At 38.5% G+C, this 17,256-nt stretch carries 21 protein-coding genes and 1 pseudogene; 16 read left to right on the forward strand and 6 right to left on the reverse strand.

What is annotated here, in order from left to right; all coding sequences use genetic code 11:
- Window positions 1-88: 88 nt before the first annotated feature.
- A complete protein-coding gene (locus QA442_RS12210; protein WP_095431588.1) occupies window positions 89-1,066 on the reverse strand; it encodes a S66 family peptidase in 978 nt (325 codons plus the stop codon).
- Window positions 1,067-1,129: 63 nt separating this feature from the next.
- The gene (locus QA442_RS12215) at window positions 1,130-1,627 is read right to left on the reverse strand and encodes an N-acetyltransferase (RefSeq protein ID WP_040082905.1); all 498 of its coding nucleotides are present in this window, start codon (window positions 1,625-1,627) and stop codon (window positions 1,130-1,132) included.
- A 170-nt stretch (window positions 1,628-1,797) separates the two neighbouring features.
- Between QA442_RS12215 and QA442_RS12220 the strand changes: the two genes are divergently transcribed.
- Both QA442_RS12220 and QA442_RS12225 read left to right on the forward strand, forming a co-directional pair.
- On the forward strand, window positions 1,798-2,580 hold the full coding sequence (locus QA442_RS12220) for a VLRF1 family aeRF1-type release factor (protein WP_095431589.1): 783 nt from the start codon (window positions 1,798-1,800) through the stop codon (window positions 2,578-2,580).
- A gap of 137 nt (window positions 2,581-2,717) precedes the next feature.
- Window positions 2,718-3,254, forward strand: a complete 537-nt coding sequence (locus QA442_RS12225; protein WP_003231280.1) for a DUF420 domain-containing protein — start codon at window positions 2,718-2,720, stop codon at window positions 3,252-3,254.
- Between the two features lie 88 nt (window positions 3,255-3,342).
- Here the strand turns inward: QA442_RS12225 and QA442_RS12230 are convergent, their stop codons facing one another.
- On the reverse strand, window positions 3,343-4,020 hold the full coding sequence (locus tag QA442_RS12230) for a lysozyme family protein (RefSeq protein ID WP_014664251.1): 678 nt from the start codon (window positions 4,018-4,020) through the stop codon (window positions 3,343-3,345).
- A gap of 192 nt (window positions 4,021-4,212) precedes the next feature.
- Between QA442_RS12230 and czrA the strand changes: the two genes are divergently transcribed.
- Window positions 4,213-4,536, forward strand: coding sequence for a Zn(II)-responsive metalloregulatory transcriptional repressor CzrA (gene czrA / locus QA442_RS12235; protein WP_003231284.1), 324 nt, complete (start codon window positions 4,213-4,215; stop codon window positions 4,534-4,536).
- 26 nt (window positions 4,537-4,562) lie between these two features.
- Here czrA and csk22 read toward each other — a convergent pair whose 3' ends face one another.
- Entirely contained in the window at window positions 4,563-5,108 is a 546-nt protein-coding gene (csk22, locus tag QA442_RS12240) for a mother cell-specific sporulation protein Csk22 (RefSeq protein ID WP_014664250.1), read from the reverse strand.
- A gap of 206 nt (window positions 5,109-5,314) precedes the next feature.
- On the opposite strand from csk22, the gene QA442_RS12245 reads away from it, so the two are divergent.
- The 7 genes and pseudogenes from QA442_RS12245 to csaA all read left to right on the forward strand — a co-directional run bounded on the left by QA442_RS12245 (window position 5,315) and on the right by csaA (window position 9,898).
- Window positions 5,315-6,253, forward strand: coding sequence for a helix-turn-helix transcriptional regulator (locus tag QA442_RS12245; protein WP_095431590.1), 939 nt, complete (start codon window positions 5,315-5,317; stop codon window positions 6,251-6,253).
- A gap of 55 nt (window positions 6,254-6,308) precedes the next feature.
- Window positions 6,309-6,581, forward strand: a pseudogene (locus QA442_RS12250) (GyrI-like domain-containing protein); the annotation flags it as partial.
- Window positions 6,582-6,658: 77 nt separating this feature from the next.
- Window positions 6,659-7,360, forward strand: a complete 702-nt coding sequence (locus QA442_RS12255) for an MBL fold metallo-hydrolase (protein WP_069839304.1) — start codon at window positions 6,659-6,661, stop codon at window positions 7,358-7,360.
- 5 nt (window positions 7,361-7,365) lie between these two features.
- Window positions 7,366-7,941 (forward strand): TetR/AcrR family transcriptional regulator, encoded by a 576-nt coding sequence (locus QA442_RS12260; protein ID WP_095431591.1) that lies wholly within the window; start codon window positions 7,366-7,368, stop codon window positions 7,939-7,941.
- Window positions 7,942-8,017: 76 nt separating this feature from the next.
- Window positions 8,018-8,761 (forward strand): GNAT family N-acetyltransferase, encoded by a 744-nt coding sequence (locus QA442_RS12265; RefSeq protein ID WP_095431592.1) that lies wholly within the window; start codon window positions 8,018-8,020, stop codon window positions 8,759-8,761.
- A gap of 14 nt (window positions 8,762-8,775) precedes the next feature.
- Window positions 8,776-9,501, forward strand: coding sequence for a helix-turn-helix domain-containing protein (locus tag QA442_RS12270; protein WP_095431649.1), 726 nt, complete (start codon window positions 8,776-8,778; stop codon window positions 9,499-9,501).
- Window positions 9,502-9,565: 64 nt separating this feature from the next.
- Window positions 9,566-9,898, forward strand: a complete 333-nt coding sequence (gene csaA, locus QA442_RS12275) for a chaperone CsaA (protein WP_014664243.1) — start codon at window positions 9,566-9,568, stop codon at window positions 9,896-9,898.
- Between the two features lie 733 nt (window positions 9,899-10,631).
- Here csaA and QA442_RS12280 read toward each other — a convergent pair.
- Window positions 10,632-10,982, reverse strand: a complete 351-nt coding sequence (locus QA442_RS12280; protein WP_014664240.1) for a winged helix-turn-helix transcriptional regulator — start codon at window positions 10,980-10,982, stop codon at window positions 10,632-10,634.
- A 168-nt stretch (window positions 10,983-11,150) separates the two neighbouring features.
- On the opposite strand from QA442_RS12280, the gene QA442_RS12285 reads away from it, so the two are divergent.
- Entirely contained in the window at window positions 11,151-11,897 is a 747-nt protein-coding gene (locus QA442_RS12285; RefSeq protein ID WP_071582016.1) for an SDR family NAD(P)-dependent oxidoreductase, read from the forward strand.
- A 664-nt stretch (window positions 11,898-12,561) separates the two neighbouring features.
- On the opposite strand, the gene QA442_RS12290 is transcribed toward QA442_RS12285, so the two are convergent.
- The gene (locus QA442_RS12290) at window positions 12,562-12,714 is read right to left on the reverse strand and encodes a hypothetical protein (RefSeq protein WP_176465942.1); all 153 of its coding nucleotides are present in this window, start codon (window positions 12,712-12,714) and stop codon (window positions 12,562-12,564) included.
- A 426-nt stretch (window positions 12,715-13,140) separates the two neighbouring features.
- On the opposite strand from QA442_RS12290, the gene QA442_RS12295 reads away from it, so the two are divergent.
- The 5 genes from QA442_RS12295 (at window position 13,141) to QA442_RS12315 (ending at window position 17,158) form a co-directional block, all read left to right on the forward strand.
- Entirely contained in the window at window positions 13,141-13,398 is a 258-nt protein-coding gene (locus QA442_RS12295; RefSeq protein WP_069149714.1) for a lactococcin 972 family bacteriocin, read from the forward strand.
- 91 nt (window positions 13,399-13,489) lie between these two features.
- The gene (locus QA442_RS12300; protein WP_176465943.1) at window positions 13,490-15,661 is read left to right on the forward strand and encodes a DUF1430 domain-containing protein; all 2,172 of its coding nucleotides are present in this window, start codon (window positions 13,490-13,492) and stop codon (window positions 15,659-15,661) included.
- Entirely contained in the window at window positions 15,658-16,278 is a 621-nt protein-coding gene (locus QA442_RS12305; RefSeq protein ID WP_095431596.1) for an ATP-binding cassette domain-containing protein, read from the forward strand. Before QA442_RS12300 ends, QA442_RS12305 begins: the two co-directional genes overlap by 4 nt.
- Before the next feature lie 13 nt (window positions 16,279-16,291).
- Entirely contained in the window at window positions 16,292-16,486 is a 195-nt protein-coding gene (locus QA442_RS12310) for a bacteriocin-like WGxF protein (protein WP_095431597.1), read from the forward strand.
- 183 nt (window positions 16,487-16,669) lie between these two features.
- A complete protein-coding gene (locus tag QA442_RS12315; protein WP_095431598.1) occupies window positions 16,670-17,158 on the forward strand; it encodes a hypothetical protein in 489 nt (162 codons plus the stop codon).
- Window positions 17,159-17,256: the final 98 nt, after the last annotated feature.

Genomic DNA, 17,256 nt, shown 5'->3' on the forward strand with positions numbered 1-17,256 from the left:
CATGCCTCCTATATGACATTTGTCATGTCTGGTGCGCCTTGCATAACCGATTGCGCTAAAAAAGCTTGTAAAAAAATTTACAAGCTGATTAATGTTTATCGATCCATATTCGCGATGTTCCCGAAACAGCTTCAATTCTGCATGTTCCCCCTATAGGGAATGTGGCAATTGGCGAGGTATGTCCAGCATTTATGTTTGCGATGACCGGGATGCCGGATAATTCTTTTTTTGTTTCGATCATGGCTTTTACGAGATCCATTGATACGTTTGATGCTTTCTGAAATCTGCCGATCAAAATACCCTTTACATGTGAAAAAGCGGGGAGGTGGATGAGTGATTGCAGGTCGCGGTCAAACATGTGGATGTCTGACATATAATCATCTTCAATCAATAAAATGGTATGTTCTGTTTCTGGAAAATACTCCGTTCCCTGCAGCAAATTAAGCGTGCATAGGTTTCCGCCAATCAAAGTGCCTTCCGCATAACCCTCTTGAATCACAACAGGTCCGTTATTAGGATAAAAGTGCCTGCTTTCTTGATCCAAATACCAGCGGTCATCGCTCCATTCGCTCGAAGGATGAATCTCAAACGGGTCGTCCGAAGCGCAGCAAGAAAGAAAATAATCTTGTGTATAATCGAGCCCTTTTTTCATTGCAAATGTTGAAAAGTGGGGGCCTGAATACGTAACAAGACCCGTTTTTTGATAAATGGCATTGCTGAGGGCCGTTATATCAGAATAGCCGCACAGAATTTTTGGATGCTGTTTGATTTTTTCGTAATCAAGATAGCGCAGCAGCTGATTTGAATTGAAGCCTCCGAGTGTCGTTAAAATCGCTTTGACGCCTGGATCAAAAAAGGCCGTGTGCAGATCATGGACTCTTGATTCGATAGAGGATGAATCAAATTCGTTACATTCATTTGCATGTTCAGCAATGGTGACCCGATAACCTAAGTGTTCTAATGTTGTTTTTGCTTGAACTTTTGCTTCGTTTGATAATATAGACATGCTGGTTGCGGGAGACACAATCCGGATCTCGTCTCCCTTTTTCAGTTTTGAGGCGTACATAGAACCCTCCATCAATGGTTTTACACCATTACAGCACATCTAGGCTCATTATTCCAGATTTTTTTACAAATCAACCCACTTAATGCTGCCGGATTGTGTATCAGGATCGACGCATACTTTGAATTGATGTTTTTCATAAAAATGAATCAGCCGGTCTACATGATTCCAATCACGCTTGGCAATGTCGCCTGTGACTTTCGGAATATTGTGGTCTCTGGCGATATCTTTTAAATATTTCATGCAAATGGAACCAAACCCGTGATTCGGAGGGCCTTTGATATCCCCGATATGAATGGCATCATCCTTGTAAGACGCTACAAGTGAAAAACTGCCTTTTCCTCTGTAAGCCGTTTTACAATCAGTAAGCATAATTTTGCATGTTTGGCCATCATCAATCGAGGAAACAATCATCCACTCTTGATGTTTCGATTGATCAATACCAAGCACTTTGGCATCCTTAGATAAATCCTTCATATTCTCCTGCATTCGGTAAATTTGAAATTCTAATTCATTTAGCTCTTCCTCAAGCTCTTGACGATTTTTTTCTTTAATAGTAAACAAGATCAAACTCCTTTCAAAAAACTGCTTAGAAACACAGTTACCAATTGTATTAGAAGAGAGGCGTATTGTAAACAACAATTCCATTATTACTAGAAATTAGCGCTAAGTCAGGTTTGATCATTTTTAAGAGAGGAAAAAGAAAACTAACCTGTGAAAAAGGAGGAAGCGGAATGGCGATTGATTCATTGATTAACAAATTACAATATGTCCAATTGGTACCGCCGGATAAAATTCTCTCCCTGTATCTCAATACAGATACGAGAGATCCAGATCAGCAGAGGGGGGAATGGAAGATTGCCCTAAAGTCAGGATTCAGCCGATTAAAAGAGTATTTGGCTGCTAGTAATCCAGAGGAGGAGAAGTGTCTGGATGGAATCAGAGCTAAAATGAATCAATACTTGAATGCAATGGGAAAAGACATGCCCCGCAGTCTCGTGTTTTTTGTTTCCGACAGTGGCATATGGGAAGCGATTAAGCTTCAAGTCCCTGTAGATACTGGATTTTACTGGGAAGAAACAGCTGTCCTGGATCAGCTAAGGGATTTGCGCCAAACATACCCAAGTACGGCGTTTATTTTAACTCAGCAGCATGAAGTGAAAATTATTGAAACCGTTTTAGGGGAAATTGAGACGGTGGAGCGTTATGAGTATGATATGATCAATGAGTCTTGGAAGAATTGCCGTTCCGCTGTAAACAAAACGGAAGCATTTGAAGAGAACCGGATGAGGGAACATGTAACAGAGAACCAATCGAGACTATATAAGCGGCTGGCTGCCAGCCTAGATCAAAAAGCTGCTGCGAAAAGATGGGAACGAATGGTCATCGCCGGGGATAAAGAAACGGCTGATATCTTGGATCAGCATATGAATAAACCCATTCATTCGAAAATTCAAAAGAACCTGCTGAATGAAAATGAACATAAGGTCATTGAACATCTGATAAAAGAAGCGTAAACCTAACAGGGCCGGGGCTAATAGCCGCCGGCCTTTGAAGTGTGTCTAATTTCTGACGAAGCAGTCGAAAACGTTGACATCTTCTTTGAATTTGCATACGATTTGGATAGCCAGTACAAATTAGGAGAGGTCACCAAATGAATCAAACAGAAAATAAACCGAAAAATTACACGGGGATTGTCCTCACGCTGACAGTTCTGATTAACGGTTTAATCGCAGTGCTGTTTTTTATGCCTAAATTAGATCAGTTCAGCCATGCGAATATTCACATTTTGCCCATGCTGAATGCGATATTCAACAGCTTTACGTTTATCTTCTTATTGGCCGCGCTGATTATGATTAAACAGAAAAATATTAAAGCTCACAAACGCTTTATCTTAGCCGCATTCACAACAACATTACTATTTTTGATTTGCTATGTGACTTACCACTCGATTGCGGAAAATACGCTTTATGGCGGAGAAGGTATTATGCGTCCGATTTACTTCTTTATTTTAATTACACATATCTGCCTTTCTGCAATCATTGTGCCGCTTGCGCTGTTTACGCTGATCAGAGGCTTCAGCATGCAGGTAGAGCGCCATAAAAAAATCGCCAGATGGACAATGCCTTTATGGCTGTATGTAAGCCTTACAGGCGTTATTGTATATTTGATGATTTCACCATATTATTAAAAGCCATACTGAGTATGGCTTTTTTACATGTAAACATGACAAAAGCCCAAATTCATGTTTGGGCTTTTGTCAGCAAATTGATAGACTCTTATTCATGAGCCTTGGATTCCATGGTTTCAAGTGTTGCAACCTGCATAGATTCTTCAACAGTTTTTGTTTTTTCTTTTACTTTTTCTGCATACGTATAATCACCGTAGCAATACGGATAGCGGAAATTGTTCATGTTTCCCCCGCAAGTATACAGATCAGGATTTTTTTTGACTTGCTGCTCGGAGTATTGTTTTGCCAATTCCTCAGTATGCGTTCCTCCATGTTCAGCTACAAAATCAATGTAACCTGCCCCCATGTTGTAGCTTTGAATAATGGTATCCAAATCCACACCTTTTTCCTTACCGGTCTTGTACATGAGGGTAAATTGCTTGATGCCTTGTTTAACACTGAGTTGAGGGTCTGTTATCTCATTGCGTTTTAACCCCAGAGATTCAGAGGACTGCATGGGATCATTGCCTTTTCCTTTTGACTCCTGATACATCATGCCTAATATGAGTGATGTATAATGAGAGAGTCCTTGGCTTTCAAGCTCTTCTTCCACCAAGGGTTTGTAATCGGTTAAACGTTCCAAAACAATCGTTTTTGTATCGATCGGAAGTTTTTTGATTAAATCCCGGTTAAAAAAAAGCAATACCAATAAAAAAGAGGCGATGACAAAGACAAAAATCATCATAAAACCCGCAGCAGCGAAACAGCCTTTTCTCTTTTTCTTCACTGTGTTTCACCCTCAATGTTTGGAGCAGTATGACCTTTTTATTATGACATAGAACGATAAATCAGACCAAGTAAAAACCTGATTTGAAACATAAATTTAAACTATGAGATTGAATTGGAATACAAGCAGGCTGTTTTGCACTCAAGCGTATTTGTTATAAGATAAAATTATGAATAAAGAAAGGTGATACATATGACTGAATTTAGAGAAACGGAACAATCGGCTGCTGATCTGGACGAGGAGACTTTGTTTCTAGTAGCGCAAACATTCAAAGCGCTTTCTGATCCTACCCGAATCAGAATTCTTCATTTATTGTCACAGGGTGAACATGCAGTAAACGGAATTGCAGAAAAGCTGAATTTACTGCAGTCCACAGTGTCCCACCAGCTTAGATTTTTAAAAAATCTCCGGCTTGTCAAATCGCGCAGAGAAGGAACATCGATTTATTACTCTCCGGAGGATGAACATGTTTTAGATGTTCTTCAGCAAATGATCCATCATACACAGCATGATTGAAAAAGACATCCTTGCTTAACTCGCTGTTAGCGGGCAAGGATGTCTTTTTCTTTATTGTGTCTGTGCTGTTCGAGTTCGTTTCGGCTAAGCTTGATGACAAAAGAGGAAAAACCGATATAATAAACGGCTATCAGAAAAAAGACGCCAATTGTCAGAGGGTCCGTTCCGATTGACTGACTGTATGATCCAAGGCTGTTTAGATCAGGTGAGGTAAGATAAAGCTCCGTCACTCGATACAGAAATCTTGATAGAAATAAAGTTAAGAGAATCATCTCTACCCAAATATGAGTCCGAAAATAGATCTTTCCTCTGCGTTTTTTAAAGGAGATGTTTTTCTTAGCGAAAAAGACAAGGAGCCATCCGCCAAGAATACCCATAATGAGATATCCATATAAAAAAGGGTGGATGAGGCTGAAGATTGAAAGCACAAAAGCAAACAGCGAGAAAAGAATGATGCGGGTGAACAGCCAGCGGGGCTTCAGCGGCTGGTATCCGATGGACCTTTTAATTTTTTTATACAGAAAAAAGATGATGATCATGGCAGGATAAACGCTTTGAAGTGTAAAATGCATGATGTGAAATCCCCTCCGTTGAGAAGTGTATGCTTATCCGGTTGGAAATAGTAGCTGAAATCAAATACTGAACACAAAAAAGAAGGGGGAACCCCTGTTTTCATAACATATGCGAGGTGGATGTGGCCGCATAATAGATATGCCCAAGCTTTATCAAAATGTTATGATTGTTTTGATGGAAAATACAAGAAGAAAAGGTGCACAGAATGAAACTGGAACGTTTGTTAGCGATGGTTGTATTATTAATCAGCAAAAAACAAGTGCAGGCTGCTGAACTTGCTGAGCTGTTTGAAGTATCAGTCAGAACTATTTACCGTGATATTGAGACGATCAATAGGGCTGGTATTCCAATTGTGACCTCACAGGGCTCCGGGGGCGGAATTGGCATTATGGAGACGTATCGGCTTGAGAGAGAGTGGCTGAAGGAGGAGGAGCTGTTTGCGATCGCTTCTGCTTTGCAGAGTGTTTCATCTATGCACGAACCTGTTTCTCACAGCACAGCTTATCGAAAAATCAAGCACCTCATACCTGAGCAGTCAGCCGAAGCATTTAAGCACCAAACTGAAAAATGGTTTATTGACATGACGGCTTGGGGCCAGACTGAGGATCAAAAGGCGCTTCGTGAGAAAATCAGCGCTGCCATCGATCGATTGTCAACGATATCTTTTACATATACAAGCGCAAGCGGGGAAACACTGCTTCGGGAGACTGAACCTTATACATTGGTTTGCAAGGCGGGGCACGGGTATTTATATGCCTACTGCCTGGTAAGAAATGATTTTCGTTTTTTTAAACTAAACCGGATGAAAGATCTGGCCATCTTACATCAGACCTTTATTAGAAAAGACATTCAGCTGGACACTTTGCCATGGGATAAGAGATGGTACCAAAAGGACCGTTTAACTGAATTGGTTATTCTTGTTCAGCCGGCAGCACGTCAGCGCATAGGTGAATGGTTCGGATATGATGTCCTTCACTGTGATGAAAATGAAATCTGCCGGGCAGTGATTTCGCTTCCTGAAGATCAATGGCTGATCGGTTTTTTGCTCCAGTTCGGAAAGGATATTGAGGTTCTGCAGCCTCTTCATATACGGGATAAAGTAAAAGAAACCATTCATCACATGCAAAAAATATATGAAACCTGACACACTGCTGTCAGGTTTCTTTGTCTATAATCTTAAAAAAAGGAGGAGATCGTATGGGCTTTACACATTTTCAATCGGAACGTTTCAGGAATACGACGACATCCTTCCGGAACCATATGAAAACATTGATTTGCCGGCTTCCGCTTATGCCGTTTTCACTTCCAGAATCGGTCCTATTGAAGAGATTGTGCTTGAAACGTGGAAGGACATTTGGACGTGGGATAAGCGACATCTGCGCACGTTTACAGGTGACTTTGAGGTGTATGATCGAAGTGCTGCAGTGCCACAGCGGGCACAAGTTAACATTTATGTAGCGATAAAAAAATAATAAACTCTTGAAAAACTAATGGCATTAGTTAATAATAAAACTAACGCTATTAGTTTTTTGTTAGGGGGAATAAAAAGATGAGAATGACTCAGTATCAAACCGTTTGGCAGCTGACTTTTTTTCCAGCATTGTTTCCAGTCAATTGCTATTTAGTAGAGGAAGAAAACGAAGTCACCCTTATTGATGCCGCGCTTCCAGGCAGCTATAAAGGAATCATTCAAGCTGTGAATCAGATTGGAAAACCGCTTCAGCATATTTTACTGACTCATGCACATGGGGACCATGTTGGATCACTGGATACATTGGCACAAACATTTCCGCATGCGAAGGTCATGATCTCGGAACGGGATTCATTCTTGCTTCAAGGTGACACATCCTTGCGGCAAGATGAACCGCAGACGCCTATAAAAGGAGGTATTCCGAAACACATACAAACAAAGCCTCACCAACTGCTGACGGGCGGTGAAACAATTGGTTCCCTGCTTGCCATCCCTACACCCGGCCATACACCAGGCAGCATGTCATTTCTTGATACAAGAAACGGCACTTTAATAGCAGGGGATGCGCTTCAGTTGCGCGGAGGAATCGCTGTTTCAGGCCAGATAAAATGGACGTTTCCTTTTCCCGCTTTCGCCACATGGAATAAGGAGGAGGCCATCAAAAGTGCACAATTGCTCGCCGATAAGGCGCCTTCCTGTCTCGCTGTCGGACATGGGAATTTTCTGCGATCACCCTCAGAGCGGATAGGACAGGCGATTCAAAAAGCAAAGAAAGGATGATGAGCATGTCACCGAGAATAGGATTAACCCAAAAAATGATTATAGACACTGCAGCTGAGATCGCTGATCAGGAAGGGGTAAATGGTGTCTCACTTGCAGCGCTTTCTAAAAAAATGAATGTACGCCCTCCGTCATTGTATAACCATATCAACGGGCTGCAAGCAATCAGAACAGAACTTGCTGTCAGAGGACTGACAAAGCTTTTTGATCAAATGGCGGACTCCGTAACGGAACGAAAGGGAGATTCGGCTATGCTTTCTTTAGCTCATGCATATGTTGATTTTGCAATTGAAAATCCCGGATATTATGAAGCGGCTCTGCTTAAGGTTCAGGACAAAAGAGCGGAAATCGCTTCAAACCAAATTGTCCGTCTTGTGACAGAGCTGCTCATTGAAAACGGCTATGCAAGTGAAAAGACTGCCATTCATGCGACAAGGGGGCTTAGAAGCCTGCTGCATGGCTTTACTGCTTTAATTGCAAAAGAAGCATTTGAACGCGAGGAGAACATTTCAGAAAGCCTGTCATTTTCAATTAGAACGTTTTTGTCAGGTTTATTAATAAGCAATAAAACTATTATGTAAACCTATAAAAGGTGTCTTATATTTCTGAATATTGTATAATGTCAAGGAAGTATACATAGGGGAGAGGCATTATGCAATGGATGACATTCACAAGATTGAACGGTTAGCGGCAGCTTCATGGCCGCCTTATATTCAAAAAAGCATAGGGCAATGGCTTCTCAGAGCGAATTTTGGAGTAACCAAAAGGGCAAATAGTGTATGGACTTCTGCGGATATGCCTGAAGGTGATTTTCAGCTTGAGGCGGAACTTTTTTATCAAAGTTTAGGCTTGCCTGTTTGTTTTCATATTAGCAACGCATCACCGAAAGGGCTTGATGACACATTGGCAGAAAGCAGATATGAAAAGGTTGACGAGTGCTTCCAAATGACGGCGTTGTGCCGGTCGATTATGAGCCGAACAAATGACAACAGCCGATTTACATACAAGTGGGAACAAGAGCCATCATCTGTTTGGATAGATGAATTTATTCAATTAGAAGGGTTTTCGCCCGAGCGTCACCAAGGTTACAAACACATTTTCGAACGCATGCCGCCGTGTAAAACTTTTTTTAAGATGTATGACAAAGGAAGCCTGACAGCGCTTGGCACGGTTTCTGTTATTGATGGTTATGGCGGACTTAGTAATATCGTTGTAGCCGAGGAGCACAGAGGAAAAGGGGCGGGAACCCAAGTGATCAGGGTGTTGACTGAATGGGCAAAAAACAACGGAGCGGAACGCATGTTTTTACAAGTGATGAAAGAAAATCTGGCGGCAGTTTCGTTATATGAAAAAATCGGATTCTCGCCTATATCGGAACACCATTACCGGATGAAAAGATGACCAAAGAAAGGGGGTTGCTGATGGAATCGCTTCAAGAGATTATTTGCGAAAAACGGACATACACACGCCTATATCATTCACATAAGCACGCGTACAGCCAATTTCTATTTCCGCTTCAAGGAAGTATAGATCTTGAGACTGAGGGGCGCCAGGTGAAATTAAATCCGGATCATTTTTTATATATTCCGCCGGAGTGTGAGCATCGCTTCCGTTCTATCGGAAGAAATGAATGTCTTGTACTGGATGTTCCGCTTCATGCAATGAAAATTGATGAGTATCATGCAGGATCGGGAATTGAAGCTGCACTCGATCCTTTCTGGTCTTCGATCAGGTACTTGCTGACAGAGGAAGCAAAGGCCGGAACAGCCAACTCGCTTCATATGCTAGTACAATACATAAAAGAAAAGCTTCAATCCCATAGCTATGCCTCAATTGCATACATTCACAGCCATTTATTTGAGCGGCTGACGATTAAGAAGCTGGCAGAAATCGAGCATTATCACCCAGCTTACTATTCAAGCTGGTTCAAAAAACAGACAGGGAAGTCCCCGCAGAACTATATTGCCGACCTTCGCCTTGAGGAAGCAAAACGAATGCTGATGGAGAGAAATGAAACTCTTACCGTTGTGAGCGAGGCGCTGGGCTTTCAAAACCTTTCTTCTTTTACCAGATGGTTCACAAAAAGCACAGGAATGCCGCCCCGCCTGTATCGAAACACCTTATATTCAGATAAAAAATAATGGCTCTTTGGTTAAGCGAATCTTGAATATCTCCTTTACAATAGGAGAAAAAGGAGTTATTGATATGGCAGTCATTGAAGACTTTGAGAAATTGGATATCAGAACGGGAACAATTGTAAAAGCGGAAGAATTTCCTGAAGCAAGAGTACCGGCAATCAAGCTTGTAATAGATTTTGGGACGGAAATCGGCATAAAACAATCGAGCGCGCAGATCACGAAGCGTTACCAGCCGGAAGTTCTCGTCAACAAGCAAGTCATAGCAGTCGTGAACTTTCCGCCCCGCCGGATCGCCGGATTCAAATCGGAAGTCTTGGTCCTTGGCGGCATTCCCGGCCAGGGCGACGTCGTGCTGCTGCAGCCAGATCAGCCTGTTTCAAACGGAACAAAAATCGGATAACACAAAAAAGACGTTTGCCTAAGGCAAACGTCTTTGCGTATTGAGGCGATGCACCACACGCCACATTCGTGTGTGCCGTAAAGGCATGTACATCGGCTTACACAATTCAGCTCATCGCTATATGAATATAGCATGGCGGGCTTAGGAGTGCAAGGTAAATTTGTAATTGTGAGTGAATTTGTTGTCAAAAAGCGTCTTTGTTGAAAATAAGCGAAACACACAATTCCAATCATGATATTGTAAATTTGTTTTTACAATAGATAGCTTATGTTTTATCGTCCAAACTTAGAAAAGTGACTTAACTGTGACCCATACTGTGACCTGAGTGTGACCTCCAACACCGTTTTGATAATGTGAATAAAACCTGTTAAATCAATAAACATGTACTAAATAATAAGGTGAATACAGGGGAGTAGTGTGACCTGGATTTTTAATTCAGGTCTTTTTTATGCACAAAAAAATGCCTATCTAGAGATCATAGGCATTAAATATATTATTATCAATATCTTCATTTATTTTTTGGCTAAGTTTCTGAACCTTCTCTTTAACATTTGAAACAGTCTTTTTTGAATCTCATCAAAGTTCTCTTGAATATAGTCCATGACACTTCTTATTAAAACTTCGCTTTCAAAATTGAATATCTCATTTATTTCTGACTGACTGTTCTTCATCTGTTAGGTGATGGTATTGAAGTTGTTTAGCATTTACTTCAGCAGCTACATCAATCCTAACTTTAGTTGTCTGGTTGTACAATTTCATATTCGCCTTCTGCATACTCTTGCTCCGCATAATGGCTTCCCCATTGACATAGCTCCTGCAAGATAGGTTTAAGAGATTCTCCAAGTTCAGTGGATGAATATTCAACCTTCGGTGGTACTTGATTATACATCTTTCTGCTCACAAGTCCACTGGCTTCAAGCTCTCTAAGTGTTTGAATCAGCATTTTCTGAGTTATATTTGGGATAATGCGCTTTAATTCACTCGTTCTCTTTGGTCCATTCATTAAAAAGTATAATACAAGGCCTTTCCATTTTCCGCCAATAACTTCCTTTGTCACTTCAAACCCACAGCTAAATTTTTTCATGTCGAAAGCTCTCCATTCCACATTTATTACTTTTTAGTTACTATATCACAAAAAAGTGGGTACTTCCGATAATGTGCTTACTGAAGGATACTATATCTTGTAAGTTGTTCCTCAAGTACTTAAAGGTACTAGACATAAAATAAAATTAATTCTAAAGGAGTGTTAAGTATGGGTAAATTTGAAGGTAAAATAGCGCTTGTAACGGGTGGAACAAGCGGGATTGGTCTTGCTACAGCACAAAAATTTGTAAACGAAGGTGCATATGTTTATATCACGGGACGTAGACAAAACGAACTTGATAAAGCTGTTAACCAAATTGGCAAGAACGTAACCGGTGTTCAAGGTGATATATCTAAGCTTGAAGACTTAGACAAACTATATGACATTATAAAGCAGGAAAAAGGTAAGCTGGACATTCTTTTTGCTAATGCAGGCATCGGCAACTTCCTTCCATTAGGTGAAATTACTGAAGAGCAGGTTGATAGGACGTTCGACATTAACGTGAAAGGAACCATCTTTACTGTTCAAAAAGCGTTATCACTATTCCCGGACAAAGTAGGTTCTATTATTGTAACGGGCTCTACTGCTGGATCAATTGGCAACCCAGCGTTTAGTGTATATGGAGCATCTAAAGCAGCATTAAGAGCACTAGTTCGCAACTGGATTCTTGACCTAAAAGGTACTGAAATCCGTGTAAATGTGGTTAGTCCAGGAGTTATTCTTACACCTGCATACGATGAGCTTTTTGGTGATGCACTTGAAGGAGCAATGGAAAATACCAGAAATACTGTCCCAGCTGGAAAAGTTGGGACACCTGAAGAAGTAGCAAACACTGTATCTTTCCTTGCTTCAGACGAAAGCAGTTACTTGACGGGTGTTGAATTGTTCGTAGATGGCGGGCTAGCACAGGTATAATTTCACTGCGCAGAGATTACAAATAGTCCCCGAAAAAGGTTAATGGGGATTTACTTGAAGAAGTCGTATAAAAAAGTCGTTTTCCTTAAAGGACAGGGAATTCGACTTTTTTATGTTTGAATTTGATTAACGTTGTAAATTTGCATTTACCTGGGGCTACCACTAAATGACCTGTAAAAAAGATTACTTTGTGAATAAATGTACTTAAAGTAACGGGGGCGTTAGTTGAAGAACAAACAACACCGTTGTTGTAGTAAATGAGGTCATTTGTTGTACAAAAAAAGGATAGTTGAATACAGGCATTTTCACCCTGTTCATCTATCCTCTTTTTTTGTTTATAAAATGTGTGACATTTTATTTGTTTGCTTAATTATTAATAATATTAAACATTTTCTTGACTTTTTAATAAAAAATAATATCTCTGTCCTTGTACCAAGGTAATACTCTTTATCGGGTATTAGGATGGTCTCAAGGTAGATTACCTTTTTCTTTCCAAGCTTTTCTTAACTCAGCTGCTTCGCTCATTTGCATACTAGTATTTTCCTTTCCAGTTCTATAAAATAATATACACATACCGAGTTAATATATCCCAATTAAACAAAATATATGTAAATGAACCGTTTGAAACAGGAGAATAAGGAGACTTTCGCTTCCTTTCTAAGGATTACTTGCCTCTTGACTGAGCTAACACAGAACCAGCTAATGTTTTAGAATCTTTACTGTATCTTCCATCTCTTAAGACTTTAGATGCCAGTTTTGCAGTTTTCGGGCTTGACGTCTTCTTTTTACTAGGTTTCCCGTTTTTTCTTTTAGTCACTCGAATCACCTCCTCAATATATATTGTATTATGTATATTTAACAACACAATATATTGATTTTCTTTTTAGAAAGGAAGTTTAATAAATGAACCAAGAGATAACAAGAAAAGACTTTTATTTTTGTTATGATTTCAATTTACATAAATGCTTTCAGAAGAAAGGAATCAGCTATATTTGTTCTGGTAAGTCATCTAATGACCGTATTTTTTGGCTCTATTACAGAAGTGATAAGGTAACCAATATATTAGATAATTTGAATAAGTAGCAGCCATTTTCAGAACCATCTATCAAAAATGTAAATCACATTGCTTTTTGTTACAGCTACTATTACCTTTGCTTCAATGGTGTTGGGAGCTACTTTACTAGTATCATCTTCTGTCGTTTTTGCTAGTTCTTCAGATGAGGCTACACACGGAGAAGTGAACTTGGATGAAACAAGGGATTTAATACAAATCATGAAATTGACCAAAACCAAAGCGGGTGGCGGTACTTGGTATCACGGTTTCGAAGATGATCAAGTTAAATCTAATTACAATCATACTAAAAAGACTCACAAATCAAGTGCGAAGGCTGGCGGAGAAAGGTTCTTTTCATGGAAGTGGAAGAAAAAAGATGAAGGGTATACCTACGCTTCAGTGTATGCAACTCTTTGGGGAAATAGGGCTTATTTGGATACGAAATAAAACAGACAATAACAAAGTGATTTTTAATCTACTTCCGGGCCGTCAAAACTTGAATATAAGGCACCGGATTTCTTTTTATGGAGGCCATCCAATGAAGAAAACGATTTATATATTGTTCATTCTATTTTTACTCTCAATGAACATATCCAGCTATCACTATACTCTGAATAAGCAAGTTTTTTATACTTTATTCTCTAATAAACAAACGTTAATTATTAATTACAATAAAGCACACTTTAAAAGTGATGATTTCATTCAGGAAATAGCTGGATTTTCAAAAAAAGAGAACGTAAATATTACTCAATACAATTTTTTAGACGAGAAGACCTTAAATATCTACGCTTCAAACCTTAACAATGAACCTTCAATCAAAATAGGAGATAGGTTTATATCTAATTTCAATAAAACAGCAAATGAATCAGATGAAAATTTGATTGGTACTATTGATTTCCCTTTATCAACATGGAAAATCAGATACTTCAATTTAAACCAAATAAGCAACGTAGGGTTAGGAAATAGATTTTATATTTCATCCGAGGACGAAGATGTAATTGAACAAGCTAAAAAGCTATTCTCAGACTATGGTGATGTCAGTATTGAAGATAACATCAGTTTAAATGACTCCGCTGTGTTCAGCACTGCATTGCTCTTGTTAGCATTGCTTTCCATGCTAATCTTATTTATTGGCATCCTTTATTTCGTAATTAAAAATCGCAAGCAACTTCTCTTACAGAAGCTATGGGGATATTCGAAAACCAAATCACTGTTAACTTTCCCAAAAATGTTTTTAAAACCACTTGTTATGATCATAATTTGCGGCGCCCTTCTCACTGTAATTTTGGCTTTTATATTCAACCTAAACGACTGGTTATCAGTGTACGTTAAAATGTACATGCGAAATGCACTGATTGCGACATTCTCAATGATGGTATACACAATTATTGTTACTTTGATTTTATATAACAACAGCAATATAAGCGCCACTATAAAAGGCAGTATACCATTTAAAAAGTTTCAATGGCTGTCATTGGGTTTTAAGTTAATTATAACAATCCTACTTTTTAATATTTTTGCTTCATCCCTCTCTAATTTGTTCGATTTAAAACAACGGCTAGACAATCAATCTTATTGGAATAAGACACAAACAGTTTATAAAACCAGTTTTGCTGATACAAGTTTAAACTACAGTGACTTAAAAATTGATAGAGAAAAAAATGAGAAGGTGCGAAAGCTTTATCATGAATTAGAAAGACATAAAGATGCATTTATAATGGAAGCTCACAACTATGGAGTACTGAAAATGAATGGGAAAACTCCAGTTTATTTCTATACATTGAATACAACCAAAGAAAATGAAATTTATTCACCATCCGGAAGAAGCGTAACGATTAGCCCTAATTATTTAAAAGTAAACACCATTAAAGGAATTAACGGAAAAACGATTACTAAAAAACAATTAACCTTCGATCAAAACACATTGAATTTACTTGTTCCAAAAAAATACGCTAAGTATAAAGAAAAAATCCTCAAAGCTTACAAAGATCAATTTTTCTTCGATAAGGTTGAAGTAGACAATATGTATAACAAAGAAATTCAGCAACCATTGAATACGCTGAAAAAAGAGCAGTTGAAGATCAAAATAATATATACTCAAAATAATCAAGAATACTTCACTTACAATAGTATGCTCGGCAACAATAAAAACAATATTGTTGATCCAATTGCAATTGTATTCACTGATAATGTTGATTCATCAGTTATAGGTGCATATGCAACCTCAAGTTTATTCTTTTCTGATGCTTCAAAAGGTATGGCATATGACCACATCATCCCTTATTTAGATAAAACAGATACAAAAGAGCTGATTGGTTCTGCGATATCGGTCTATCAAGAATTAAGCAACCAAATAGCACGAATTCAAAATCAGTTCATCCAGAATCTAATTGGATTAGCTATAACACTCATATTGTCAGTAGCCTTCCTTATCTCTTATATATGGTCATACTACAGTGCAAATGCGTATCGACTGTACCTTAAAGAGATTTTTGGATATTCATACTGGGCTAGAAATAAGAGCTTAATCATATTGTCGACTGTGTCTAACTGTCTGATAGGAATCTGCTTTAGTATTTATTATAAAATCTATGAATTAATAGGCTTGATTGTATTGTTCATTGGAATTGAGATGATTATTCTGTATTTCCTCAGTCTTTATTTAAACAGGAAAAACATGAATAAGATTTTAAAAGGAGACAGATTATGATTGAACTTAAAAACATATCCAAAAGCTTTGATGGAAAATCAGTTCTTTCTAATTTTTCAATTAACATAGAGGAAAATGAATTCGTTTCTATTGTTGGCAAGAGCGGTTCTGGCAAAACCACTCTTCTAAATATAATCAGCCTCTTAGATTATCCAGATGAAGGTAAAGTTGTGATACTAGGCTATGAAAATCCTAAATCTAAAGAGGTGATGAAGTTAAGGAGAGAGAATTTAGGATATATCTTTCAAAATTATGTGCTGATGGATAATGAAACTGTATTAACAAATTTATTGCTTTCCACAGCATACGCAAAAGACTTTGACAAAAACAAGCTATCTGAAGCTCTAGAGATGGTAGGCTTAGATAAAAGCTTTTTAAAGAAAAAGGTATACCAGTTGAGCGGTGGTGAGCAACAGCGTGTAGCAATAGCCAGGATCATTCTAAAACCATGCGATATCATTCTGGCCGATGAACCAACCGGAAACCTTGATGAGTACAATAAGAACATTATTCTTTCTCTTTTCCATCAGTTGAAAGAAATGGGGAAAACAATCATATGTGTAACGCATGATCCAGAAATAGCTAACTGCTCTGATAGAGTAATAAATCTTTCGTAAGGAGTTGTTCTTGATGAAACATATTACTTTTGCAATTTCTACAAGCATCCTGATTATTATTACCGGTATTGTTCACAGGGTTATTTTTAGACTATTTGGATTTCCATTCGATGAAGCGCTTTTCTTCTGGGGCGGGTTTATAGTTGTTTATTTTGTTTTAGCTTTGATTGCTTCCTTACTCTTTAGAAATGTTGGTTCTAGCAGCTGAAGATATCAGGCGTAACTCAATCTGGTCATTTAAACAATAAAATATCCCTTATCTTGAATACATCCCAAATATAAAGTATCCTGTAGATGTATTTAGTTGGTGTATCAACCACTATAGGCCAGAGAGTTCCCTCACACACTCTCTGGCTTTTTGTTTCGTTTTAACTTGGAAGGAGACAGTAATGTGTGGAAAACCTTAAGACAATTATTCAAGAAACAGAAGAATCAAAGTCCAATCGATGAAGATTATATACAGATTCCAGAAAAGGATATCAATCAAGTATTAAAACAAGTGATATTTGAGTTGGAGAGCCTGGGGGAGGCAGTATCCGAAAAGCTGCAGAATAAGTATGCAGGTGTTTTTGAAGCTCAGGGTAAACCAAATCTCAGCATCAAAGTTTGTAGAGACATAGATGGAGATCTAATAAATGATTTAACGGCTGAGAGATGCTTGGAAAAAGAATACCGTTCACAAATAACCATTAATTATTATCAACCTGCAAAAGCCTATGATGAAGATTTGGACTGTTTCACAATTGATTTATGGTATTACTATGGTGGCTTTGTAGGAAGCGGTTGTGGAACATTATTCGATTTAAATAATAATGACTTAGAAAAAGAAATTGAAGAGATGCTAATATTTTTTCTCAATTATAAACAATCCGAGAAATAAAAAGAAAGCCACAAAGGCTTTCAATTTGGTCAGTCTTCTGTAATACATCCGTAGATGCATATGAATCATTTGAGCTGCAGGCGCCAACGATAAGCTCA

It is taken from the genome of Bacillus stercoris (genome assembly GCF_029772985.1).
GTDB lineage: Bacteria > Bacillota > Bacilli > Bacillales > Bacillaceae > Bacillus > Bacillus stercoris.